20 protein-coding genes are annotated in these 19,112 nt (G+C 33.5%); 16 read left to right on the top strand and 4 right to left on the bottom strand.

Annotated features, from left to right (window positions below; translation table 11 throughout):
* Positions 1-62: 62 nt before the first annotated feature.
* Both FJOH_RS12365 and guaA read right to left on the bottom strand, forming a co-directional pair.
* Entirely contained in the window at positions 63-1,967 is a 1,905-nt protein-coding gene (locus tag FJOH_RS12365; RefSeq protein WP_012024444.1) for a lytic transglycosylase, read from the bottom strand.
* A gap of 63 nt (positions 1,968-2,030) precedes the next feature.
* Positions 2,031-3,560, bottom strand: a complete 1,530-nt coding sequence (guaA, locus tag FJOH_RS12360; protein ID WP_012024443.1) for a glutamine-hydrolyzing GMP synthase — start codon at positions 3,558-3,560, stop codon at positions 2,031-2,033.
* A gap of 279 nt (positions 3,561-3,839) precedes the next feature.
* Here guaA and FJOH_RS12355 point away from each other — a divergent pair, with 279 nt between their 5' ends.
* Positions 3,840-4,367, top strand: coding sequence for a hypothetical protein (locus FJOH_RS12355; RefSeq protein ID WP_012024442.1), 528 nt, complete (start codon positions 3,840-3,842; stop codon positions 4,365-4,367).
* A 136-nt stretch (positions 4,368-4,503) separates the two neighbouring features.
* Here the strand turns inward: FJOH_RS12355 and FJOH_RS12350 are convergent, their stop codons facing one another.
* Positions 4,504-5,211: a hypothetical protein gene (locus FJOH_RS12350; RefSeq protein WP_012024441.1), complete on the bottom strand. Its 708-nt coding sequence runs from the start codon at positions 5,209-5,211 to the stop codon at positions 4,504-4,506.
* 287 nt (positions 5,212-5,498) lie between these two features.
* On the opposite strand from FJOH_RS12350, the gene FJOH_RS12345 reads away from it, so the two are divergent.
* The 15 genes from FJOH_RS12345 to FJOH_RS12275 all read left to right on the top strand — a co-directional run bounded on the left by FJOH_RS12345 (position 5,499) and on the right by FJOH_RS12275 (position 18,502).
* Entirely contained in the window at positions 5,499-6,419 is a 921-nt protein-coding gene (locus FJOH_RS12345) for a DnaJ C-terminal domain-containing protein (RefSeq protein WP_012024440.1), read from the top strand.
* A complete protein-coding gene (locus FJOH_RS12340) occupies positions 6,412-6,717 on the top strand; it encodes a chaperone modulator CbpM (protein WP_012024439.1) in 306 nt (101 codons plus the stop codon). The genes FJOH_RS12345 and FJOH_RS12340 overlap by 8 nt, the downstream gene beginning before the upstream one ends.
* A 154-nt stretch (positions 6,718-6,871) precedes the next feature.
* Entirely contained in the window at positions 6,872-7,255 is a 384-nt protein-coding gene (locus tag FJOH_RS12335) for a RidA family protein (RefSeq protein WP_012024438.1), read from the top strand.
* A 95-nt stretch (positions 7,256-7,350) separates the two neighbouring features.
* The gene (locus tag FJOH_RS12330) at positions 7,351-8,607 is read left to right on the top strand and encodes a voltage-gated chloride channel family protein (protein ID WP_012024437.1); all 1,257 of its coding nucleotides are present in this window, start codon (positions 7,351-7,353) and stop codon (positions 8,605-8,607) included.
* Between the two features lie 114 nt (positions 8,608-8,721).
* Positions 8,722-9,726: a DHH family phosphoesterase gene (locus FJOH_RS12325; RefSeq protein ID WP_012024436.1), complete on the top strand. Its 1,005-nt coding sequence runs from the start codon at positions 8,722-8,724 to the stop codon at positions 9,724-9,726.
* A 7-nt stretch (positions 9,727-9,733) separates the two neighbouring features.
* On the top strand, positions 9,734-10,390 hold the full coding sequence (gene gldI, locus FJOH_RS12320; protein WP_012024435.1) for a gliding motility-associated peptidyl-prolyl isomerase GldI: 657 nt from the start codon (positions 9,734-9,736) through the stop codon (positions 10,388-10,390).
* Positions 10,391-10,405: 15 nt separating this feature from the next.
* Positions 10,406-11,479, top strand: coding sequence for a peptidylprolyl isomerase (locus FJOH_RS12315; RefSeq protein WP_012024434.1), 1,074 nt, complete (start codon positions 10,406-10,408; stop codon positions 11,477-11,479).
* Between the two features lie 47 nt (positions 11,480-11,526).
* On the top strand, positions 11,527-12,645 hold the full coding sequence (locus tag FJOH_RS12310; RefSeq protein ID WP_012024433.1) for a peptidylprolyl isomerase: 1,119 nt from the start codon (positions 11,527-11,529) through the stop codon (positions 12,643-12,645).
* Positions 12,646-12,847: 202 nt separating this feature from the next.
* Positions 12,848-13,744 carry an EamA family transporter gene (locus FJOH_RS12305; RefSeq protein ID WP_012024432.1) on the top strand — a complete coding sequence of 299 codons (897 nt, stop codon included), beginning with the start codon at positions 12,848-12,850 and terminating at the stop codon, positions 13,742-13,744.
* Positions 13,745-13,831: 87 nt separating this feature from the next.
* Positions 13,832-14,188 carry a DoxX family protein gene (locus tag FJOH_RS12300; protein ID WP_012024431.1) on the top strand — a complete coding sequence of 119 codons (357 nt, stop codon included), beginning with the start codon at positions 13,832-13,834 and terminating at the stop codon, positions 14,186-14,188.
* 33 nt (positions 14,189-14,221) lie between these two features.
* On the top strand, positions 14,222-14,938 hold the full coding sequence (gene aqpZ / locus FJOH_RS12295) for an aquaporin Z (protein WP_012024430.1): 717 nt from the start codon (positions 14,222-14,224) through the stop codon (positions 14,936-14,938).
* Between the two features lie 18 nt (positions 14,939-14,956).
* Positions 14,957-15,199, top strand: a complete 243-nt coding sequence (locus FJOH_RS12290) for a GlsB/YeaQ/YmgE family stress response membrane protein (RefSeq protein WP_012024429.1) — start codon at positions 14,957-14,959, stop codon at positions 15,197-15,199.
* Between the two features lie 120 nt (positions 15,200-15,319).
* Positions 15,320-16,156 (top strand): sterol desaturase family protein, encoded by an 837-nt coding sequence (locus tag FJOH_RS12285; protein ID WP_012024428.1) that lies wholly within the window; start codon positions 15,320-15,322, stop codon positions 16,154-16,156.
* A 113-nt stretch (positions 16,157-16,269) separates the two neighbouring features.
* Entirely contained in the window at positions 16,270-16,548 is a 279-nt protein-coding gene (locus FJOH_RS12280) for a DUF2805 domain-containing protein (protein WP_012024427.1), read from the top strand.
* 100 nt (positions 16,549-16,648) lie between these two features.
* Entirely contained in the window at positions 16,649-18,502 is a 1,854-nt protein-coding gene (locus FJOH_RS12275; protein WP_012024426.1) for a M61 family metallopeptidase, read from the top strand.
* A 156-nt stretch (positions 18,503-18,658) separates the two neighbouring features.
* Here the strand turns inward: FJOH_RS12275 and FJOH_RS12270 are convergent, their stop codons facing one another.
* The gene (locus tag FJOH_RS12270; protein ID WP_012024425.1) at positions 18,659-19,102 is read right to left on the bottom strand and encodes a hypothetical protein; all 444 of its coding nucleotides are present in this window, start codon (positions 19,100-19,102) and stop codon (positions 18,659-18,661) included.
* Positions 19,103-19,112: the final 10 nt, after the last annotated feature.

Raw genomic sequence — 19,112 nt, 5'->3', positions numbered from 1 at the left:
CAAAAACAAGATACTAATTTCCTGCATACAAGATTCGCGCCATTTGTTAATCTTTTTTATTACTATCGAAGATCAATTTCTAACTTCGTAATAACAATATTCTTATATAACTCATCTTCTTCCTTTTTCTTGCACTGATATAAAACTTCGTCCATATTTTGGAACTTATCAGCATATACATAATAAGAAAGGCTGTTTATATTAAAGAAAAAACCAGCGTTAAAGTTACCTGAATCAATAAGCTGCATAATTAACTTATCTCTTGGTACTGCGTCTGTAAATATACCTAAAACTAAGTAATAGCCGTTCGAAACTTCTTTAAGATTATCATAAACTTCGATCTTTATATTTTTTTCATTCTTTAAAGGATTCTCTTTCAGCTCCCGACGCATCTCTTCTAATGAAACTATTTTTGAAGTTTCTGCACCGTTTGATTTTTTAACAGCTTCATCCTGGTATTTCTTTAATTTTACCAAAGCCAGTTTATCATCAAATTTTCGGGCTTCCATACTATAATAAGATGCTTTGCTGATATGACGTTTTACTTCAATTTGTTTTTGAGTGTCCAGCGAATCAATTTTAGAAATCAGCAGCTGATTTTTGGCATCACCCTGTTCCTGCTCGATTTTATAACGTTTAATTTCTTCTAAAGAAAGTCTCTGCTGAATTGAAGTAACATTATTATTTTTTTCGCTTTCTCGGATTTTCTTTTTGTATTCCTGATTTTCTTCTACAGCAATTTTCTCAACTTTATTCATTAATCCTGCATAAGCTTTACGGTTTTCAGCAAGTTCTTTTTTCAATTGAGAAGATAATTCACTGGTTTTTCCGATGCTTTCATACGATTGTTTTTCTAAACGTTTCGATTCATCAACATTTAAAATATCCATTCGTTTTAATTCTTTCAAATCATTATTCATCGTATTTACCAATGAATCTAATTTAGCCATTAAAACGTCCTGAACATTTTTATTGGCTTCTAAAACCAAACGCAGTTTTTCTACCGAGTTTTCTTTAGAACCATTCATATCATTTAGATTCACTTTTAAATCATTAATCTTTATGATCTTCTGATTCATTTCTTTTTGAACAACCAATCTGTCTTTTAAATCTTCTATTTCAACCGTTTTGGCTTTTGTTTTCTCAACTACAACTTGTTTTTCGGCAAGGGCAAGCATTAACTCTTCGCTTTCGTTTGCTGGCTTTATTTCTTTTGTATTGATCGCTAATTTGTTTCCAACAATTAATCCGTTTACAATTTCCGGATTTTGAGATTCTAACTGTCCGATTGAAATACCGTATTTTTTAGAAATCGAAAATTTAGTTTCTTTTGGTTCAACCACATGAAAAACTGTTTCCTGATTTATAACGCGGACTCTTCCGTCTAAGGTTTTTCTTTTATTCGGAATAGCGATTGTCTGCCCAATCTGCAATCCGTTAATCAAAATATCTTTGTTGAGATTTTCTAAATCCTGAACCGAAACATTGTATTGTCTGGCAATACTAAACAAAGATTCTTTTGCCACAACCTGATGTGTCACTTTTGATGAACCTGCTGTTTCAGTTTTAGATAAATTTGAAGAATTTGGAATATTTAATTCCTGCCCCACTTGAAGTCCGTTTATCAAAATCGCCTGATTGGCATTTTGAATAGCTTCTACCGAAACATGGTATTGTTTTGATAAACCGTACAGCGTTTCTTTTTCTCCAACTATGTGGGTAATCTGCTGGTCTGAATTTGTTTTTTCTGAAGAATGAACGGGAATCTTAATAATTTGACTGTCTTTGATTCCGTTTTGCGATTCGGGGTTGAGTTTGTAAATCTCCTCTACAGAAACCTTGTATTTTTGGGCAATGAAATAAGCAGTTTCTCCTTTTTGAATTTTGTGCTCAATTATTGAATCTTGTGCAGTGATTTTGTTAAAAGACAAAACAAACACAAGAGAAATCGTTAAAAGTTCTCTCATAAATAGTAGGTTATAAAAAATTAAGGCCTTACAAATGTAAGACCTTAATTTTAAAATACGCTGCTATTCCCACTCAATTGTTGCAGGTGGTTTTGAACTAATATCGTAAACTACACGATTCACGCCTTTTACCTTATTGATAATATCATTTGATACTTTCATCAAGAAATCATACGGTAAGTGAACCCAGTCAGCAGTCATACCATCTGTTGATTCTACTGCTCTAAGCGCTACTACTTTTTCGTAAGTACGCTCATCGCCCATAACTCCAACACTGTTTACTGGAAGCAAAATGGCTCCCGCCTGCCAAACTTTGTCATATAATCCCCAAGATTTTAATCCTTCTATAAATACAGAATCGACATCTTGTAAAATTTGTACTTTCTCCGGCGTAATATCTCCTAAAATTCTAATTGATAATCCTGGTCCTGGGAAAGGGTGTCTTCCTAATAATTCAGGATCTATTCCTAATGTAGCTCCAACTCTACGAACTTCGTCTTTAAACAACATTCTAAGCGGTTCTACAATTTTTAATTTCATATAATCCGGCAATCCACCCACATTGTGGTGCGATTTAATAGTTGCTGATGGTCCTTTTACCGAAACAGACTCAATTACGTCTGGGTAAATTGTTCCCTGCGCTAACCATTTTACGTCTTCTAATAAGTGTGATTCATCATCAAAAACTTCGATAAATACACGACCAATTGTTTTACGTTTTGTTTCTGGATCGCTGATTCCTGCTAATTCGCCAAGGAAACGATCTCCGGCATCTACACCTTTTACATTTAATCCCATTCCTTTGTATTGATCTAATACATTTTGGAATTCGTTTTTACGTAAAAGTCCGTTGTTAACGAAGATGCAATATAAATTTTGTCCGATTGCTTTGTTTAATAAAACTGCTGCTACAGTAGAATCTACTCCTCCAGATAAACCAAGAACCACTTTATCGTTTCCTAATTTTTCTTTTAATTCTGCCACCATTTCGTCAACGAAAGCATTTGGAGTAAAGTTTTGAGGAACTTCAGCAATTTTTACCAAGAAGTTTTCCAGCATTTTTTTACCATCTGTTGAATGGTAAACTTCTGGGTGATATTGAATAGCATAAGTAGTTTCGCCTTCAATTTTATAAGCTGCGTATTCTACGTCATGCGTGCTTGCTAATTTTACAGCATTTGTTGGAAGCGCTTTGATACTATCGCTGTGGCTCATCCAAACCTGGCTGTTTTCTGAAACTCCTTCGAAGAAAGTCTCGCCTTCTTTAATATAAGACAAATTTGCTCTTCCGTATTCTCTTGTATTAGAAGCTGCCACTTCTCCACCGCTGAAATGAGCTAAATATTGAGCTCCGTAACAAACAGCAAGCAAAGGCATTTTACCTCTAATTTGTGATAAATCAGGATGCGGCGCATCTTCTCCTCTAACAGAGAAAGGGCTTCCTCCTAAAATTACGGCTTTATAACTTGATAAATCACTTGGAATGTGATTGTAAGGAAAAATTTCGCAGAATATATTTAATTCGCGAACTCTACGCGCAATAAGCTGAGTATATTGCGATCCGAAATCTAAAATAAGTACGTTGTGTTGCATGCGCAAAAATACTTTTTATATTCGAAATTGAAAAATTGGAACAATGAAAAAAAATATTTTTTTTTCATTGTTCCAATTTTTAGGTTCAAAGGCTTAGAGAGACAAAGGTTCAGAGTTTTTTATTTTGCTTTGCACCTTTGGGACTTTGAACCTTTGATCCTTATTTTTTTTAAAACATTATTTGCTTTGTTCCTTTGAACCTTTGCATCTTTGAAAAAAAACAAAAAACCAAACAATCCAAAAATTCGTATCTGTAGAAAAACCTATTTAAATTAAACTATGAAATCAAAACTTATTACCTTGACAGCTTGTTTATCAATCTTTTTTACTTCTTGTGATGCTGTTGATGATTTATTGACGTTTACTATATCGAATAACACTTCGATAAAAATTCAAAGCACATCACCTATTAATCTGCCGTCGGAAATAATCACTCCGGATGTTACTACTAATTCTACTGCTGAATTTGAAAACAACAAAACCAAAGCCAATCTGGTAAAAGATGTACATATCAAATCGCTTAAGCTTTCTATTTCTGATCCTTCAGATAAAACTTTTACTTTTTTAAAATCGGTTCACATATATATATCGACTACTAATTCTGACGAAATAGAATTGGCTTATCTGGATAACATCAACTCATCAAGCAGCGAAATTGATTTGGTTTGTACTGATGCAAGATTAGACCAGTACATTAAAGCTGACAGCTATAAAATTAGAACTAAGGTTACTCTTAAAGAAACTCTTACTAAAGATGTAACGGTTAAAGCTGATATGAAGTTTAAAGTTACTGCAGATCCTTTTTAATTTAAGGTTCTAAGGTGCTAAGTTTATTTTAAGGATTTAGACACAATAAAAAAAGAGGTTCTAAAATTAGAACCTCTTTTTTTTATTATATTTTTCCTTTCAAAGTAAAAACTCAGAAACTTAGAAGCTAAAAAAATCACTCTTTCGTAACAACTACCGAAGCCTTAAATCCTGCTGCAAGATTATCCCAGTAATCATTTGTTACTAACTGGCCTTTGTCATCATAAATCTGAATTTCGGCTGTGTTTCCTCCCAGAGTACCAATATTTAAAGCCTCAAAATCTAATTTATTAAAACCTTCTGCAAGATTTATTTTTACCTGTTTAAAGTTGGCATCTAATAATATCTGGCTTGCGATTACCACTTCATTTGAAGAAACTTTGACCAAATCTCCGTCGATAGCCCCAAAGTCACGAAGTTTGACAATAAAATATTCTGATTTGGTTTTAAAATCACCCAGTGAAATATTCTTCTTGACCAATGTTCCTCTTCCCTCTCTTAAACCGGCATCTTTTAATGCTTTGTTTAAATCTTTCTCCATTTTATCTACATACAAATCTCCCGGATTAGCAAAATCATTTTGCTGATACATCGAAAATTTGCTTTTTTCCTCACCAATCTGAAATTGAGATTTTGGAGTTATTGTTGTATTATCAAAAACATTAGGTGTTTTTATTCCCGGAATATCAGCAGTTTCTGCCTGCGGGTCTTTAACCTGCGGAAGCGGCGTTTTTTTCTTGGTGCTAAACTTTGGTGCAGGAATAGGTTTGTATTTTGTACCAAATTCTTGCGCTGAAACACTGACAGCGGCAAAAAATAATATGAAAAATAAAATATGCTTCATTGAAAAGAGATTATCGAATCGGCTTAAAAATTTTTTATCTGTAATAAAGTATAGCTTCACAAAAATAACATAAATAAGTTTGGCGCGACAACTTTAAGACTATTATAACAATATATTAGGCTAATTTTTGGAATCAAAAAACCTGCCAAAAAAAATACCATACTTTAAAATATTTTAAATTTATAGAGTAATAAATTTCTCCTAAAATAGCCTTCACCACTTTGATAGTTAACAACTTATTATTAACTTCAATACCTCATTTTATTTTATCTTAAATTTCAAAAAAGATGGATTATATCGACTATTATAAAACATTAGACGTTTCAAAATCAGCAACAGAAGCCGAGATTAAAAAAGCATATCGAAAACTGGCCAGAAAATATCATCCCGATTTGAATCCGAATGATAAAGAAGCCGAGAAAAAATTCAAGGAAATAAACGAAGCAAACGAAGTTTTAAGCAATCCCGAAAATCGTAAAAAATACGATAAATACGGAAAAGACTGGAAACATGCTGACGAATTTGAAAAAGCAGGTTACGATCCTAATCAGCAGCAATATACAAGACAACAGAGCAGCGGTCAGGATTTTTCTGGTTTTGGAGGAGGAGATTTTTCAGGAAGTGATTTTTCAGATTTTTTTAATTCGATGTACGGTTCTTCCGGCAGAAGCAGCCGAGGCCAGTCGAAATACAGAGGACAGGATTTTAATGCTGAATTACAATTAGATCTTGCTTCTGCTTATACAACACACAAACAAAGTTTAACCGTAAACGGCAAAAATATCCGAATTACAATTCCTGCCGGAGTAGAAAACGGCCAGGTAATTAAAATTCCGGGTCATGGAGGCCCCGGAGCAAACGGAGGACCTAACGGCGATTTGTATATCACTTTTATAATCGAAAACAATTCTGATTTTAAACGAGAAGGAAACAATTTATATTCTAATGTTGATTTAGACCTTTATACAGCTGTTTTAGGAGGTGAAATCAATATCAAAACTTTTGATGGAAAAGTAAAAATCAAAGTTCCTGCCGAAACTCAAACCGGAACAAAAGTCAAATTAAAAGGAAAAGGTTTTCCGATTTACAAAAAAGACAATCAGTTTGGGGATTTATACGTAACGTACAATTTGAAAATTCCCACCCAATTATCTCAAAAAGAAAAAGAGTTGTTTGCCGAATTATCTAAACTAAGAAATCATGAGTAATAAAAACTTAATCCAAATAAAACAATTTTGTGTGTATCATGAAATTGAAAACACCTTTATAAAAGAACTTAACAGTTATGGTTTAGTAGAAATTATAATTGAAAAAGATGACGAATATTTACAGCCGGAACAACTGCCTGCATTAGAAAAAATGATTCGAATGCATTATGACCTTAATATCAATTTAGAAGGTATTGATGCCATTTATCATTTATTGAATAAAATTGAAACACTACAGCAGCATCTTACCAATACACAAAATAAGCTTAGAATTTACGAGGAAAACCAAACCGATTAAAGCGTATTGAAATATCACAAAAAAATAGGATTTTCAAAATGATTTCAAGTCTTTATAATTCTTTTTGCCAAGCTTATTTCATAAATTGCAGCGCATTAATTAACCTGAATTTGTTTTTAAAAATCTCATAAAACAATTCGAAAAAACTCATAAAATGAAAAGAGAAAACATCTTAACAGGATCGCCGTGGGAAGACAAAATGGGATACTGCCGCGCTGTAAGAATTGGCAATATCATCGAAGTTTCGGGCACAGTAGCAATTGTTGACGGCGATAAGGTAAAAGCCGACGATGCTTATGCTCAGACTTATAATATAATTGAACGCGTTGAAAAAGTGCTGCAAGACTTAAATGTTGGAATTAAAGACGTAATCAGAACACGCATTTTTACAACAAATGTTGATACTTTTGAGGAAGTTGCAAGAGCACACTCTGCTTTTTTTAAAGATGTAAAACCAACTACAGGCTTTTATGAAATCAGTAAATTAGTTGCTCCTGAATATTTGGTTGAAATTGAATTTACAGCTGTAGTTCAGTAATTTTAGCAGCCACGAATTTTAAAAAAAATCATTTTTAATCCATTTAATCTGTGAAAAATCGTGAAATTCGTGGCTGAAATAATTTTACTCTTTGAATGACTTCTCAAAACACTAAACAATTCCTTCTTTCTCTTCCAAAATGGATTCTTATCTGTGCTTTAATTGGTATTTTATCAGGATCTGCATCTGCTTTTTTTCTTGTATCTTTAGAATGGGTAACACAGTTTAGAATTCAGCACGACTGGATTATCTGGCTTTTGCCTTTTGGCGGATTATTGGTTGGTTTGAGTTATTATTATTGGGGAGAATCGGTTGTAAAAGGCAACAATTTATTGCTTGAAGAATACGAAAAACCCAAAAAAGTCATTCCGTTTAAAATGGCACCTTTGGTTCTTTTAGGCACTTTACTTACTCATTTGTTTGGAGGTTCAGCCGGACGCGAAGGTACAGCCGTACAAATGGGAGGCGCAATCGCAGATCAATTCACTAAAATTTTTAACTTAGATAATGCAGAACGCCGAATTCTTATTATTCTGGGTATCAGCGCAGGTTTTGCCTCTGTTTTTGGAACACCCTTAGCAGGCGCTGTTTTTGCTTTAGAAGTTTTGTACTTCAGTAAAATCAATTTTAAAAGCGCTTTACTTTCTTTTGTAGTTGCTTATGCTGCTTATTTTACGGTAGAATTCTGGAAAATAAAACACACACATTACAGTATTCCGGTTGTTCCCGAACTTAATTTCGACACTATATTTTATACCATATTACTCGGACTTCTTTCAGGCTTTGCTGCGTTATTATTTTCGAGAAGCACACATTTCTGGGGTTCACTTTTCTCTAAAAACATCAAATATCCGCCGCTTCGTCCAGTTATTGGCGGTGTCGTTTTAGCTGTTGCTATTGCCGGTTTAGGTTTTACTAAATTCTCCGGACTTGGTGTGCCAGTTATTGTTGACTCATTTTCAAATCCAAGTGAATGGTATGATTTTCTGCTCAAAATTCTATTTACAGGATTCACTTTGGGAGCAGGCTTTAAAGGCGGAGAAGTAACACCTTTATTCTTTGTCGGCGCCACATTAGGAAGCGCATTATCAATATTTATCCCAATGCCTATTGCGCTTTTAGCCGGAGTTGGTTTCGTGTCTGTTTTTTCTGGTGCAACCCACACTCCTATTGCCTGCACTATTATGGGAATGGAATTATTTGGCATTCAGCCCGGAATTTTCATTGCTCTAGGATGTACAATAGCGTATTTTTCTTCAGGTTCTGTTGGTATTTACAAATCACAAATCGTTAAAGGTGCGAAGTATAAATTGTACCAAAGATTTCAGAAAAAAGAACTTCAAAATTTGTAAAATAAATTCCAAGTTTTGAATTTTAAATTCAAAAACTGAACTGATTACTGCGACTGTGACTGAAAACTAAAATTATTTTCAGCATTACATTAAAAAAATGTAAATTCGCACACTATGAAAATACAAGATATTCAGGCAATTCAATTATTGCTTGCTGCTCCAAAGAAAATTGTAATAATTCCGCACAGAGGCCCAGACGGCGACGCTATGGGTTCTACTCTTGCATTATACCATTTTTTATTAAAAAACAATCATCAGGCAACAGTAATTGCTCCTAATGATTTTCCTGATTTTCTGGCTTGGCTTCCAGGTTCTGAAACGGTAAAAATATTTGAAAAAGACACTGAAAACTGCATCAAAATATTAGAAGAAGCCGAATTAATTTTTACGCTTGATTTTAATGCTTTTCACCGAACAGGCGAAATGGAACATACGTTAGCCAGATTAACGGCTCCGTATATCATGATCGATCATCATGAAAAACCGCATGATTATGCCCTTTACACATATTCTGACCCAACATACGGATCGACTTGTGAAATGGTTTACAACTTTATTACTTTCCTGAACAAAAAGGAAGATATTGATAAAAATATTGCAACCTGCATATATACTGGAATTTTAACTGATTCCGGCTCTTTTCGCTTTCCGGGAACTACAGGAAACACACACCGAATTATTGCTGAACTAATTGACTTAGGAGTTGAGAATACTCAAATTCCGGTTTTGTTATACGATAACAGCTCATTCAGCCGTTTGCAGTTATTAGGCCGTGCTTTACAAAACATGAAAATTTTTGAAGAGCATAAAACGTCTTACATGACTTTGACTCAGGAAGAGTTAGATTCTTTTAATTATGTAAAAGGCGATACCGAAGGAATTGTTAATTATGGTTTAAGCATACGCGGAATTGTTTTTACAGCTATCTTTATCGAAAATAGAGACGAAAAAATAATTAAAATTTCTTTCCGTTCTCAAGGAGGATTTGATGTTAACCAATTTGCAAGAGACCATTTTAATGGAGGCGGACACATAAATGCAGCTGGCGGAAGATCTGAAGTTTCAATGGAAGAAACAGTTAAAAAATTCGAAGATTTAGTAACTAAACTAAAATTATAAAACCAATATGAACTACTTAAAAATCAGCATTTATTCACTGCTTTTTGCAGTTTTATTGGCGGGCTGTAAGCATCATGAAGAAGCGCGCAGGCCAATTTCCAGAGCTTCGGGGACTTTTATGAAAAAATCAGCCGACAGAAACAAAAAATTAGTAGCCAGCGAAGAAGATGTGATTAAAAAAATCATCAAAAGCAATCCGAAAGTAAAATATTACGCCACAAAAAAAGGATATTGGTTTAGTTATGATGAAAAAAATAACACCGAAACCACTGCACCGCGAAAAGGAGATATCGCTTACTTTAATTTAGAAGTTAAAGATATTGAAGGTAAAGTAATTTATTCAGAAGCTGATCTTGGCCCGCAGACTTATTATGTTGACAAACAAGACATCATGATGGGATTACGTGACGGGATTAAGTACATGAAAAAAAATGAAACTGTTACTTTTCTTTTTCCATCACATATGGCTTATGGATATCATGGAGATAACAAAAAAATTGGTCCTAATCAGTCTTTGATTTGTACTGTTACCTTAAGAAACTTTGTTCCGGATCCGGCGCAAAGCTCTGTTGCTGCTCCAGCGGCACAAACTAAACCTGCAGCAGCAAAACCTGCTGTTTCAAAACCTGCAGCTCAAACTAAAAAAGATACATTAAACCCATAAAAAACGTTTTAAAAAATGAAGAAGATTTTTCTATTGTTATTAGCCGTTAGCTCGTTTTATTCATGCAAGAACGAACACAGTAATCTGCCAGATGGTTTATATGCTGATATCGAAACTAATAAAGGACATATTATTGTTGAATTAGATTATAAAAAAGCACCAATAACTGTTGCTAATTTTGTAACGTTAGCCGAAGGTAAAAACGAATTTGTTACCAAAGATTATTTAAAAAGCAAACCTTTTTACAACGGATTAAAATTTCACAGAGTTATTGAAAATTTCATGATTCAATCTGGAGATCCGGAAGGAACTGGATCTGGAGATGCAGGATACAAATTTAAAGACGAATTTTCAGATTTAAAATTTGATAAAGCGGGTATTTTAGCCATGGCAAATAATGGTCCTGGAACAAACAGCAGCCAATTTTTTATTACACATGTTGATACTCCATGGTTAGACAATAAACACACTATATTTGGACATGTTGTTGACGAAAAAGGACAAGAAGTTGTAAATAAAGTGGTTCAGGGCGATACAATCGTTTCTGTAAGCATTATCAGAAATGGTGAAGCTGCTAAAAAATTTGATGCTGTAAAAGTATTTCACGACTATTTTGCAGAAGCAGCTAAAGAAAAAAGCAAATTTGCAGGAGCTCAAAAAGAAAAAGTAGATTATTATGCTTCAATAAAACCAAAAGCAACAAAAACTTCAAGCGGTTTAGAATATGTTATTACTGAAAAAGGTTCTGGTAAAAAACCAGCAACTGGAGCTCAGGTTTATATTCATTATGCCGGTTTTCTTGAAGACGGAACTTTATTTGATTCAAGTATAGAAGATGTTAATAAAACATTTGGAAAATTTGACGCTGCCAGAGCCGAAGCAAAAGGTTATCAGCCAATTCCATTTCAGGCAGGACGCAAAGACGGTTTAATTCCTGGATTTATCGAAGGTATCGAAAAACTTTCTTTTGGAGACAAAGCGGTTCTTTTTATTCCATCTCATTTAGCTTATGGAGCAACTGGTGCAGGAGGAGTTATCCCGCCAAATGCAAATATTATTTTTGAAGTTCAATTATTAGAGAAACCATAATTATTACATAACTAGTAATTATATTATAGACTTAAATTCTAGATACGATGAAATTTAAATTTCTATTTTTATTTTGTCTGGCTGTATTAAACATTCAGGCACAAACTAAAAAACCGGCAGCAAAAACAGCTCCTGCAAAAACTGTTGCAGCAACAGATCCAAACGATGGTATTTTTGCTACAATCTCTACAACAAAAGGAGATATTGTTTTATCATTAGAATATGTAAAAGCTCCGGTAACAGTAGCAAACTTTATTACTTTGGCAGAAGGAACAAATCCTAATGTTAAGGCATCCCTTAAAGGAAAACCATTTTATAACGGGTTAAAATTTCACAGAGTTATTAATGATTTCATGATTCAGGGAGGTGACCCAGACGGAAATGGTTCTGGAGGTCCTGGTTTTTCTTTTAAAGATGAATTTGTAGACGATTTAAAATTTGAAAAAGGCGGTGTTTTAGCCATGGCAAATTCTGGTCCTGCAACAAACGGAAGCCAATTTTTTATTACACATAAAGACACTCCGTGGTTAAATGGAAAACATACCATTTTTGGACACGTAGTTTCTGGAATGGACAATGTAAATAAAATTGTTCAGGATGATGTTATGACAAAAATTGTTATTACACGCAAAGGTGCAGCAGCAAAGAAATTTGATGCTTTAAAAGTTTTAAGCGACGATGTAAAAAAAGAAGCGGCTAAAAAAGAAGAAGCTAAAAAAGTAGTAGCTGCAAAAGCAGCTTATTTTGCAGCAACAAAAGCTAAAGCAACTACAACACCATCAAACTTAAAATATGTAATTACTAAAAAAGGAACTGGCGTAAAAGGTGCTGAAGGTTCTACAATCTATTTCCATTACGCTGGATATTTTGAAGACGGAACTCTTTTTGACAGCAGTATGGCCGAAGTTGCAAAAGCTTACGGAAAATACGATCCAAACAGAGATGCACAAGGAGGATATAAAGCTTTTCCTTTTACAGTGGGTAAAAAAGACGGTATGATTCCGGGATTTATTGAAGCTCTGGATATGATGACAGACGGAGAAAAAGCCATTTTCTTCCTGCCCTCTAATTTAGCTTATGGAGAAAAAGGTGCCGGGGGTGTAATTCCGCCAAATGCAACTTTGATTTTCGAAATCGAAACTTATCAAAATCAACCGGTAAAATAATTCTTTTACTTAAAATATATAAAAAGCCGTCAATTAAAAGTTGACGGCTTTTTTATTTCCGTATTCTGCTAAATCTTTAAAGTAAAACCAAATAAGGCACTTCAGGCAGGCACAATGATAACGTTTGCGTATATTTTCTATTAATTCCTAAATAAAATAGCTTACCTTTGCCGGCTTGAATTTTTTAAAACAAACAATCAAAATGTCACAAAACAACGTATTAAAAGGGGTAATTTTAGTTGCTTTAGGAGCTACAACTTACGGAATGTTAGCTACTTTCGTAAAAATGGCTTATTCAGAAGGATATACTACAGCAGAGGTAACAACATCTCAATTTATACTTGGAATTATCGGCGTTTTGATTATTAATACCTTTCAAAAATTAAAAAATAAAGATAAAGTAGTAAAAGCTACTCCAAAAAATATTTTCAGTTTAATGCTTGCCGGAACATCGTTAGGAATGACGAGTTTGTTTTATTATCTGGCAGTAAAATTTATTCCGGTTTCTATTGGAATCGTTTTATTAATGCAGACTGTTTGGATGGGAGTTTTACTGGAAATGATTTTAGAAAAAAAATTACCTTCAAAGCAAAAAGTGATTGCTGTTTTTATAGTTCTTTTTGGAACTGTTTTAGCTACAAATATTCTTAAAAATGATATCGCGCTTGACTGGAGAGGAATTGTCTGGGGTGTTTTAGCTGCAGCTTCTTTTACAACAACAATGTTTACTGCCAATCGTGTAGCAACCGAAATTTCACCAGCACAAAGAAGCTTATTTATGCTTTTAGGAGGTTCTATCATTGTATTTACATTTGGATTTATTACTCAGGTTACACCTTTCAATCTGGCAATTTTCCTAAAATGGGGAATTATTTTGTCTTTGTTTGGAACTATAATTCCTCCAATCCTTATGAATTTAGGTTTCCCGTTAACCGGAATTGGATTAGGAAGTATTGTTTCGGCTCTGGAACTGCCGGTTTCTGTTATGATGGCATTTGTTCTTTTGAATGAAAAAGTAATTCTTACGCAATGGATCGGAATTATTCTGATCATTCTTGCAATCATTATCATGAATATAAATTTCAAACGTAAAATTTAAGATTTTTTGCGCCTTATTAAAAAAAACTGCCTTGTAATGCAATAAGTGTTAATTTTTTTATAATTTCGTTATAAATAATTAACTATCATGAACTTACCCTGGCATTTATATTTAATGGCGATACTTTATATACTTGCCGGATTCAATCATTTTCGTAATCCCGGAATGTACATCAAAATCATTCCTCCTTTTTTTAAAAGCCCAAAATTAATAAATGCTGTAAGCGGTATTGCCGAAATTGTATTAGGCATCTTACTGATGTTTACCCTTACAACACAATATGCCGCATGGGGAATTATTGCACTTTTAATCGCGATATTCCCTGCAAATCTTTATATGTTTCAAAATAAAAAAGCAGGTTTTAACTTGCCAAAATGGATTTTATTTGTACGTTTGCCCTTACAATTAGTTTTGATTATTTGGGCATTCCAATATACCCTTTAACAATCAAATCTATTAATCTAAAATTATTTTATTATGAAAAAATTATTTGCTGAGTTCTTCGGAACTTATTGGCTGGTTTTTGGAGGATGCGGAAGCGCTGTCTTTGCTGCCGGATATCCTACTCTGGGAATTGGGTTTGCTGGTGTTGCCTTGGCATTTGGTTTAACGGTTTTAACAATGGCTTATGCCGTTGGGCACATCTCAGGCGGACATTTTAATCCTGCTGTTTCATTTGGTTTATGGGCTGGCGGACGATTTTCTGCCAAAGATCTTCTTCCTTACATTGCTGCCCAGTGTGTTGGTGCAATAACAGCAGCAGGAACCTTATATACAATTGCATCTGGAAAAGCTGGGTTTGTAATTGATAATACTAAAGCCGGAGCTTTTGCCTCAAATGGTTTTGGTGCTTTTTCTCCTGATGGATATTCATTTCAGGCTGCTTTTATTGCCGAATTTGTATTGACTTTATTTTTCTTACTGGTAATTTTAGGTGCTACAGATAAGTTTGCAAACGGAAGATTTGCCGGCATAGCAATAGGTCTTGCCTTAACCTTAATTCATTTAATTAGTATTCCAATTACCAATACATCTGTAAATCCTGCCAGATCATTATCTCAGGCTATATTTGTAGGCGGAACGCCTCTTACTCAGGTTTGGGTGTTTTGGGCAGCACCGATTTTAGGCGCAATTACAGCCGGATTTATTTACAAATCATTATTACAAAATCATACACAAGATCATACAAACTAAAACAAAATTTATTATATCATGAGTTTTTTATATTTTTTACTTATTGGAGCAATTTCGGGATGGCTGGCTGGCCAAATTTGGAAAGGTGCAGGTTTCGGACTAATTGGTAATATAATTGTTGGAATAATTGGCGGTATATTTGGCGGATGGCTGGCAGGCAAACTTGGTATTGGCGGCGGCGGACTTTTATGGCAGATTTTAATTGCTGTAGGAGGTGCCTGGATATTATTATTTATTATCAGTTTGATAAAAAAAGCATAAAAATATTTAACCAATTATAAAATTTAAAGAGAAAATCAGATATATTTATATTAGGTTTTCTCTTTTTCTTTAGATAAAATCAAAAAGGAAAAGCTTCTTTCTAACTCAAATCTAATTGTTATGAACGAAATTATTTCTTACTTCAGTACTATTCCGTCTTCACACCGGAGCTTAATTTTAGTGGGCGGTATTACCATTTTTTGGTTAATTGAAAATACATTTCCACTGTTTCAAATGCAGTACAAAAAATGGCATCATGCCGGAATCAATATTTTCTTTACCATTACCACAATTATCGTAAATTTTATTCTGGCTTTTATTCTAATAAAAACAGCTGCCTGGACAACAGAAAATCATTTTGGAATTCTGCAATGGCTTCCTCAAATGTCAATTTGGCTCTATACCATTATAGGTTTGCTTTTATTGGATTTAATAGGCGCTTATTTAGTACATTTAATCGAACATAAAGTAAAGTTTTTGTGGCGTTTTCATCTTATACACCATACCGATACCTGGATTGACACCACAACAGCAAACCGGCATCATCCCGGCGAAAGCGTAATACGTTTCGCTTTTACTACACTTGGCGTTTTAATTGTAGGAAGCCCTATGTGGATGGTTTTTCTTTATCAGTCACTTTCTGTGGTTGCCTCACAATTCAATCATGCTAATATTTCCCTGCCACATAAATTAGATGTTTTTCTGAGCTATTTTATTGTTTCTCCTAATATGCACAAAGTACATCATCATTATGTTTTACCTTATACAGACAGTAATTATGGTAATATTTTTTCGGTTTGGGACAGGCTTTTCGGCACATTTACCACTTTACCAAAAGATCAGTTAATTTATGGCGTAGATACGCACATGAAGCGTGAAGAAAACAACGAATTAAAAAATTTACTTCAAATTCCGTTTCAAAAATCCAGATCTGTTAAAAACACTAAAAATCAATAAAAAAAATTATAGTCCATCGAAACAACTAATTATTTTTTTTATTAATATTGATATATAAAATGAAAATCAATCTATTAATCATTAACCCTCTATTTTGAATTAATTTTCACGAGATGAAAAAGAGTAACCGCAAAGAGTTGAATTGGGAACAAACGGAAAAACTTGTTTCGTTAGCCTTAGAAGAAAGAAATCCATTTGAAATTATAAAAAAAGAATTTGGATTGGCAGAAAAAGAAGTTCTTGAAATCATGAAAAAGAAAATGCCTCTTGAAAAATTTGAGATGTGGAAAAAGAAGGCTATTGCAAATAAACCTAAACCAAAACCAATTAAAATTGATGATTTTGACGAAGATTTGGACGGAAAATATTATATAAAAAATAAATTTGACTAAGATTAAAACTCCTGATTTCGGGAGTTTTTTTTATATTTTTAAATTTATTGTAACTTTTAAACAATTTTTAAGTCCAATACACATAACTAAACATAAACAAATGAAAAAAATACTTTACACATTAGCTCTTGCCGTAACGCTTTGGAGCTGTAAAACAGGTAGCACTGCTGGAAAAAGCAATGTGGTAGATGTTAATATTAATTTAACTGATGTAAAAGATGATAAGGTTTTAGTAACGGTAACACCGCCAAAAATTAAAACAGATGAAATCGTTTACAGCATTCCAAAAACAGTCCCAGGAACGTATTCTACAGACAACTACGGAAAATATTCTGAAGATTTTAAAGCATTTGATGTTAAAGGAAATCCTTTAACTGTAAAAAGACTTGACGATAATTCATGGTCTATTTCAAATGCAAAAGCGCTGGCAAAAATTACCTATTTAGTTAATGATACTTTTGATACTGAAAAAGGAACCGGATTTGGTAATGATGATGTTTTCTCTCCAGCGGGAACAAATATCAATGCAGGTGTAAATTTCATGGTAAATACACATGGTTTTGTAGGTTATTTTAAAGATAATTTAGAAGTTCCTTACAAAGTGACCATTACACATCCTGAAACACTTTGGGGAGCAACTTCAATGACAGATGAAGATGCAAGCAAAACAAGCGATGTTTTTACAACACCTCGTTATGCGGTATTGGTAGAAAATCCAATTATGTATTCTAAACCAGATTATACAACATTTAACGTTAACGGAATGGATATTTTAATTGCGGTTTATTCTCCAACTGGAAAATTTACTGCAGAAAGTATTACTCCGGAAATGAAAACAATGATGACGGCTCAGAAAAACTTTTTAGGAAAAGTAAACTCTACTAAAAAATATACCGTTTTACTGTACTTATCAAGCATGGCTAAAGACGATGCACACGGTTTTGGAGCTTTAGAACACCCAACAGCAACTACAGTAGTACTTCCTGAGACTATGCCGAAAGAAAAACTGGTAGAATCTATGAAAGATGTGGTTTCTCACGAATTCTTTCATATTGTAACTCCATTAACCATTCACTCAAAAGAAATTCAGTATTTTGATTATAACGCACCAAAAATGTCTGAACATTTATGGATGTATGAAGGTGTAACAGAGTATTTTGCCAACCTTTTCCAAATTAATCAGGGATTAATTGATGAAGCTGAGTTCTATTCTCGTATTGCTGATAAAATTGAGCAGGCAAAAACTTTAGATGATACTATGTCATTTACTGTAATGAGTAAAAATGTATTAGAGCAGCCATATAAAGATCAATACTTAAATGTATATCAAAAAGGTGCTTTAATAGGTATGTGCATTGACATTATCATTAGAGAAAAAAGCAACGGAGAAAGAGGGATTCTTGATTTAATGCACAAACTTTCTGAAGAATATGGCGTTAATAAACCATTTAATGATGATGAGCTTTTTGCTAAAATAACGTCTTTAACTTATCCTGAAGTGGGCGAATTCCTAAACAAATATGTAGCAGGAACTACACCAATTCCTTACGATTTTTATCTGGCTAAAGCAGGAGTAACAAAATCAAAAGAAAAAAAGGCAGGTCCAATTTTCTTAAAAGGTCAAACTCCATACATCACAATTGATAAACAAACAAAAGAAATTGCTGTTCGTTCTGATATTGAACCAAGTGCATTCTTTAAAAATCTTAACTTAAAAGGAGGCGATAAAATTTTAGCAGTAAACAACAAAGCATATTCTTTAGAAAACATTTATGATCTTATTACTGAAAGTGAAAACTGGAAAGAAAATGATCCTATTACTTTAAAAGTAAAACGCGGCGGTAAAGAAGAAACCATAAAAGGAACCGTTAAACTTCCGTTTGAAGAAACTGAAACTTTTAAAGCGACTGATGCTTCAAAAGACAAAATTAAAAATGCATGGTTAAAAGGATAATCCTTTCTAACCCATAAAAAAACCGACAAGTGATTGTCGGTTTTTTTTATACTGGAACTTTATTAAGGTTGTCAGGCTGAGCGAAGTCGAAGCCTTCGCAAGTTAAATCTGCATTGGGTTGGGCTTCGACTTCGCTCAGCCTGACAAAAAAATAGTTTATTTCTTCACAGGAAATTTCCAGTCAAATTCATCTTTATTATTGATGATCGCTCCTATTTCGAATTTTACAACCTCATCAAATTCTGTTTGAAGAATAAACCAGTTGTCTTCATTGAAATAGTTTTCGAAAGTATCAAAAGTTTCCTGATTGTATTTTGTGATTCCTTTTGCAGCAAAATCTTTTTTAACATCGGCAATTTTTCTTCCAATTAATTTAAATCCGAAAACTTCCAGATCATTGCTAGAAGCCACAAGATAGCCTAATTTCAAATCTTCTTCTTCATAAAATGTCAATCTGATTTTGTGTGCATTGTATACAAAAATCACATTGTCATCTTCATCTTTATAGTTTTTATCAGGTTTTCCTAAAACAGCTGTAACATCGTTCTGCTTCATTCCGAAAAGCAGTTTATCAATTCCTGATTTTAAATTTATTTTCATATTTTATTGT

Source organism: Flavobacterium johnsoniae UW101 (genome assembly GCF_000016645.1).
Lineage (GTDB): Bacteria > Bacteroidota > Bacteroidia > Flavobacteriales > Flavobacteriaceae > Flavobacterium > Flavobacterium johnsoniae.
The sequence above is the reverse complement of the archived record's forward strand: the minus strand, read 5'-3'. Positions and strand labels throughout refer to the sequence as shown.

Bases quoted from the DNA above. Each gene is read 5' to 3' on its own strand.
- guaA (WP_012024443.1), bottom strand. From the start codon at position 3,560: ATGCAACACAACGTACTTATTTTAGATTTCGGATCGCAATATACTCAG.
- FJOH_RS12325 (WP_012024436.1), top strand. From the start codon at position 8,722: ATGAAAATACAAGATATTCAGGCAATTCAATTATTGCTTGCTGCTCCA.
- FJOH_RS12330 (WP_012024437.1), top strand. From the start codon at position 7,351: ATGACTTCTCAAAACACTAAACAATTCCTTCTTTCTCTTCCAAAATGG.
- FJOH_RS12285 (WP_012024428.1), top strand. From the start codon at position 15,320: ATGAACGAAATTATTTCTTACTTCAGTACTATTCCGTCTTCACACCGG.
- FJOH_RS12350 (WP_012024441.1), bottom strand. From the start codon at position 5,211: ATGAAGCATATTTTATTTTTCATATTATTTTTTGCCGCTGTCAGTGTT.
- FJOH_RS12315 (WP_012024434.1), top strand. From the start codon at position 10,406: ATGAAGAAGATTTTTCTATTGTTATTAGCCGTTAGCTCGTTTTATTCA.
- FJOH_RS12280 (WP_012024427.1), top strand. From the start codon at position 16,270: ATGAAAAAGAGTAACCGCAAAGAGTTGAATTGGGAACAAACGGAAAAA.
- FJOH_RS12365 (WP_012024444.1), bottom strand. From the start codon at position 1,967: ATGAGAGAACTTTTAACGATTTCTCTTGTGTTTGTTTTGTCTTTTAAC.
- FJOH_RS12355 (WP_012024442.1), top strand. From the start codon at position 3,840: ATGAAATCAAAACTTATTACCTTGACAGCTTGTTTATCAATCTTTTTT.
- FJOH_RS12345 (WP_012024440.1), top strand. From the start codon at position 5,499: ATGGATTATATCGACTATTATAAAACATTAGACGTTTCAAAATCAGCA.
- FJOH_RS12310 (WP_012024433.1), top strand. From the start codon at position 11,527: ATGAAATTTAAATTTCTATTTTTATTTTGTCTGGCTGTATTAAACATT.
- FJOH_RS12290 (WP_012024429.1), top strand. From the start codon at position 14,957: ATGAGTTTTTTATATTTTTTACTTATTGGAGCAATTTCGGGATGGCTG.
- FJOH_RS12340 (WP_012024439.1), top strand. From the start codon at position 6,412: ATGAGTAATAAAAACTTAATCCAAATAAAACAATTTTGTGTGTATCAT.
- FJOH_RS12275 (WP_012024426.1), top strand. From the start codon at position 16,649: ATGAAAAAAATACTTTACACATTAGCTCTTGCCGTAACGCTTTGGAGC.
- gldI (WP_012024435.1), top strand. From the start codon at position 9,734: ATGAACTACTTAAAAATCAGCATTTATTCACTGCTTTTTGCAGTTTTA.
- FJOH_RS12300 (WP_012024431.1), top strand. From the start codon at position 13,832: ATGAACTTACCCTGGCATTTATATTTAATGGCGATACTTTATATACTT.
- FJOH_RS12305 (WP_012024432.1), top strand. From the start codon at position 12,848: ATGTCACAAAACAACGTATTAAAAGGGGTAATTTTAGTTGCTTTAGGA.
- FJOH_RS12335 (WP_012024438.1), top strand. From the start codon at position 6,872: ATGAAAAGAGAAAACATCTTAACAGGATCGCCGTGGGAAGACAAAATG.
- aqpZ (WP_012024430.1), top strand. From the start codon at position 14,222: ATGAAAAAATTATTTGCTGAGTTCTTCGGAACTTATTGGCTGGTTTTT.
- FJOH_RS12270 (WP_012024425.1), bottom strand. From the start codon at position 19,102: ATGAAAATAAATTTAAAATCAGGAATTGATAAACTGCTTTTCGGAATG.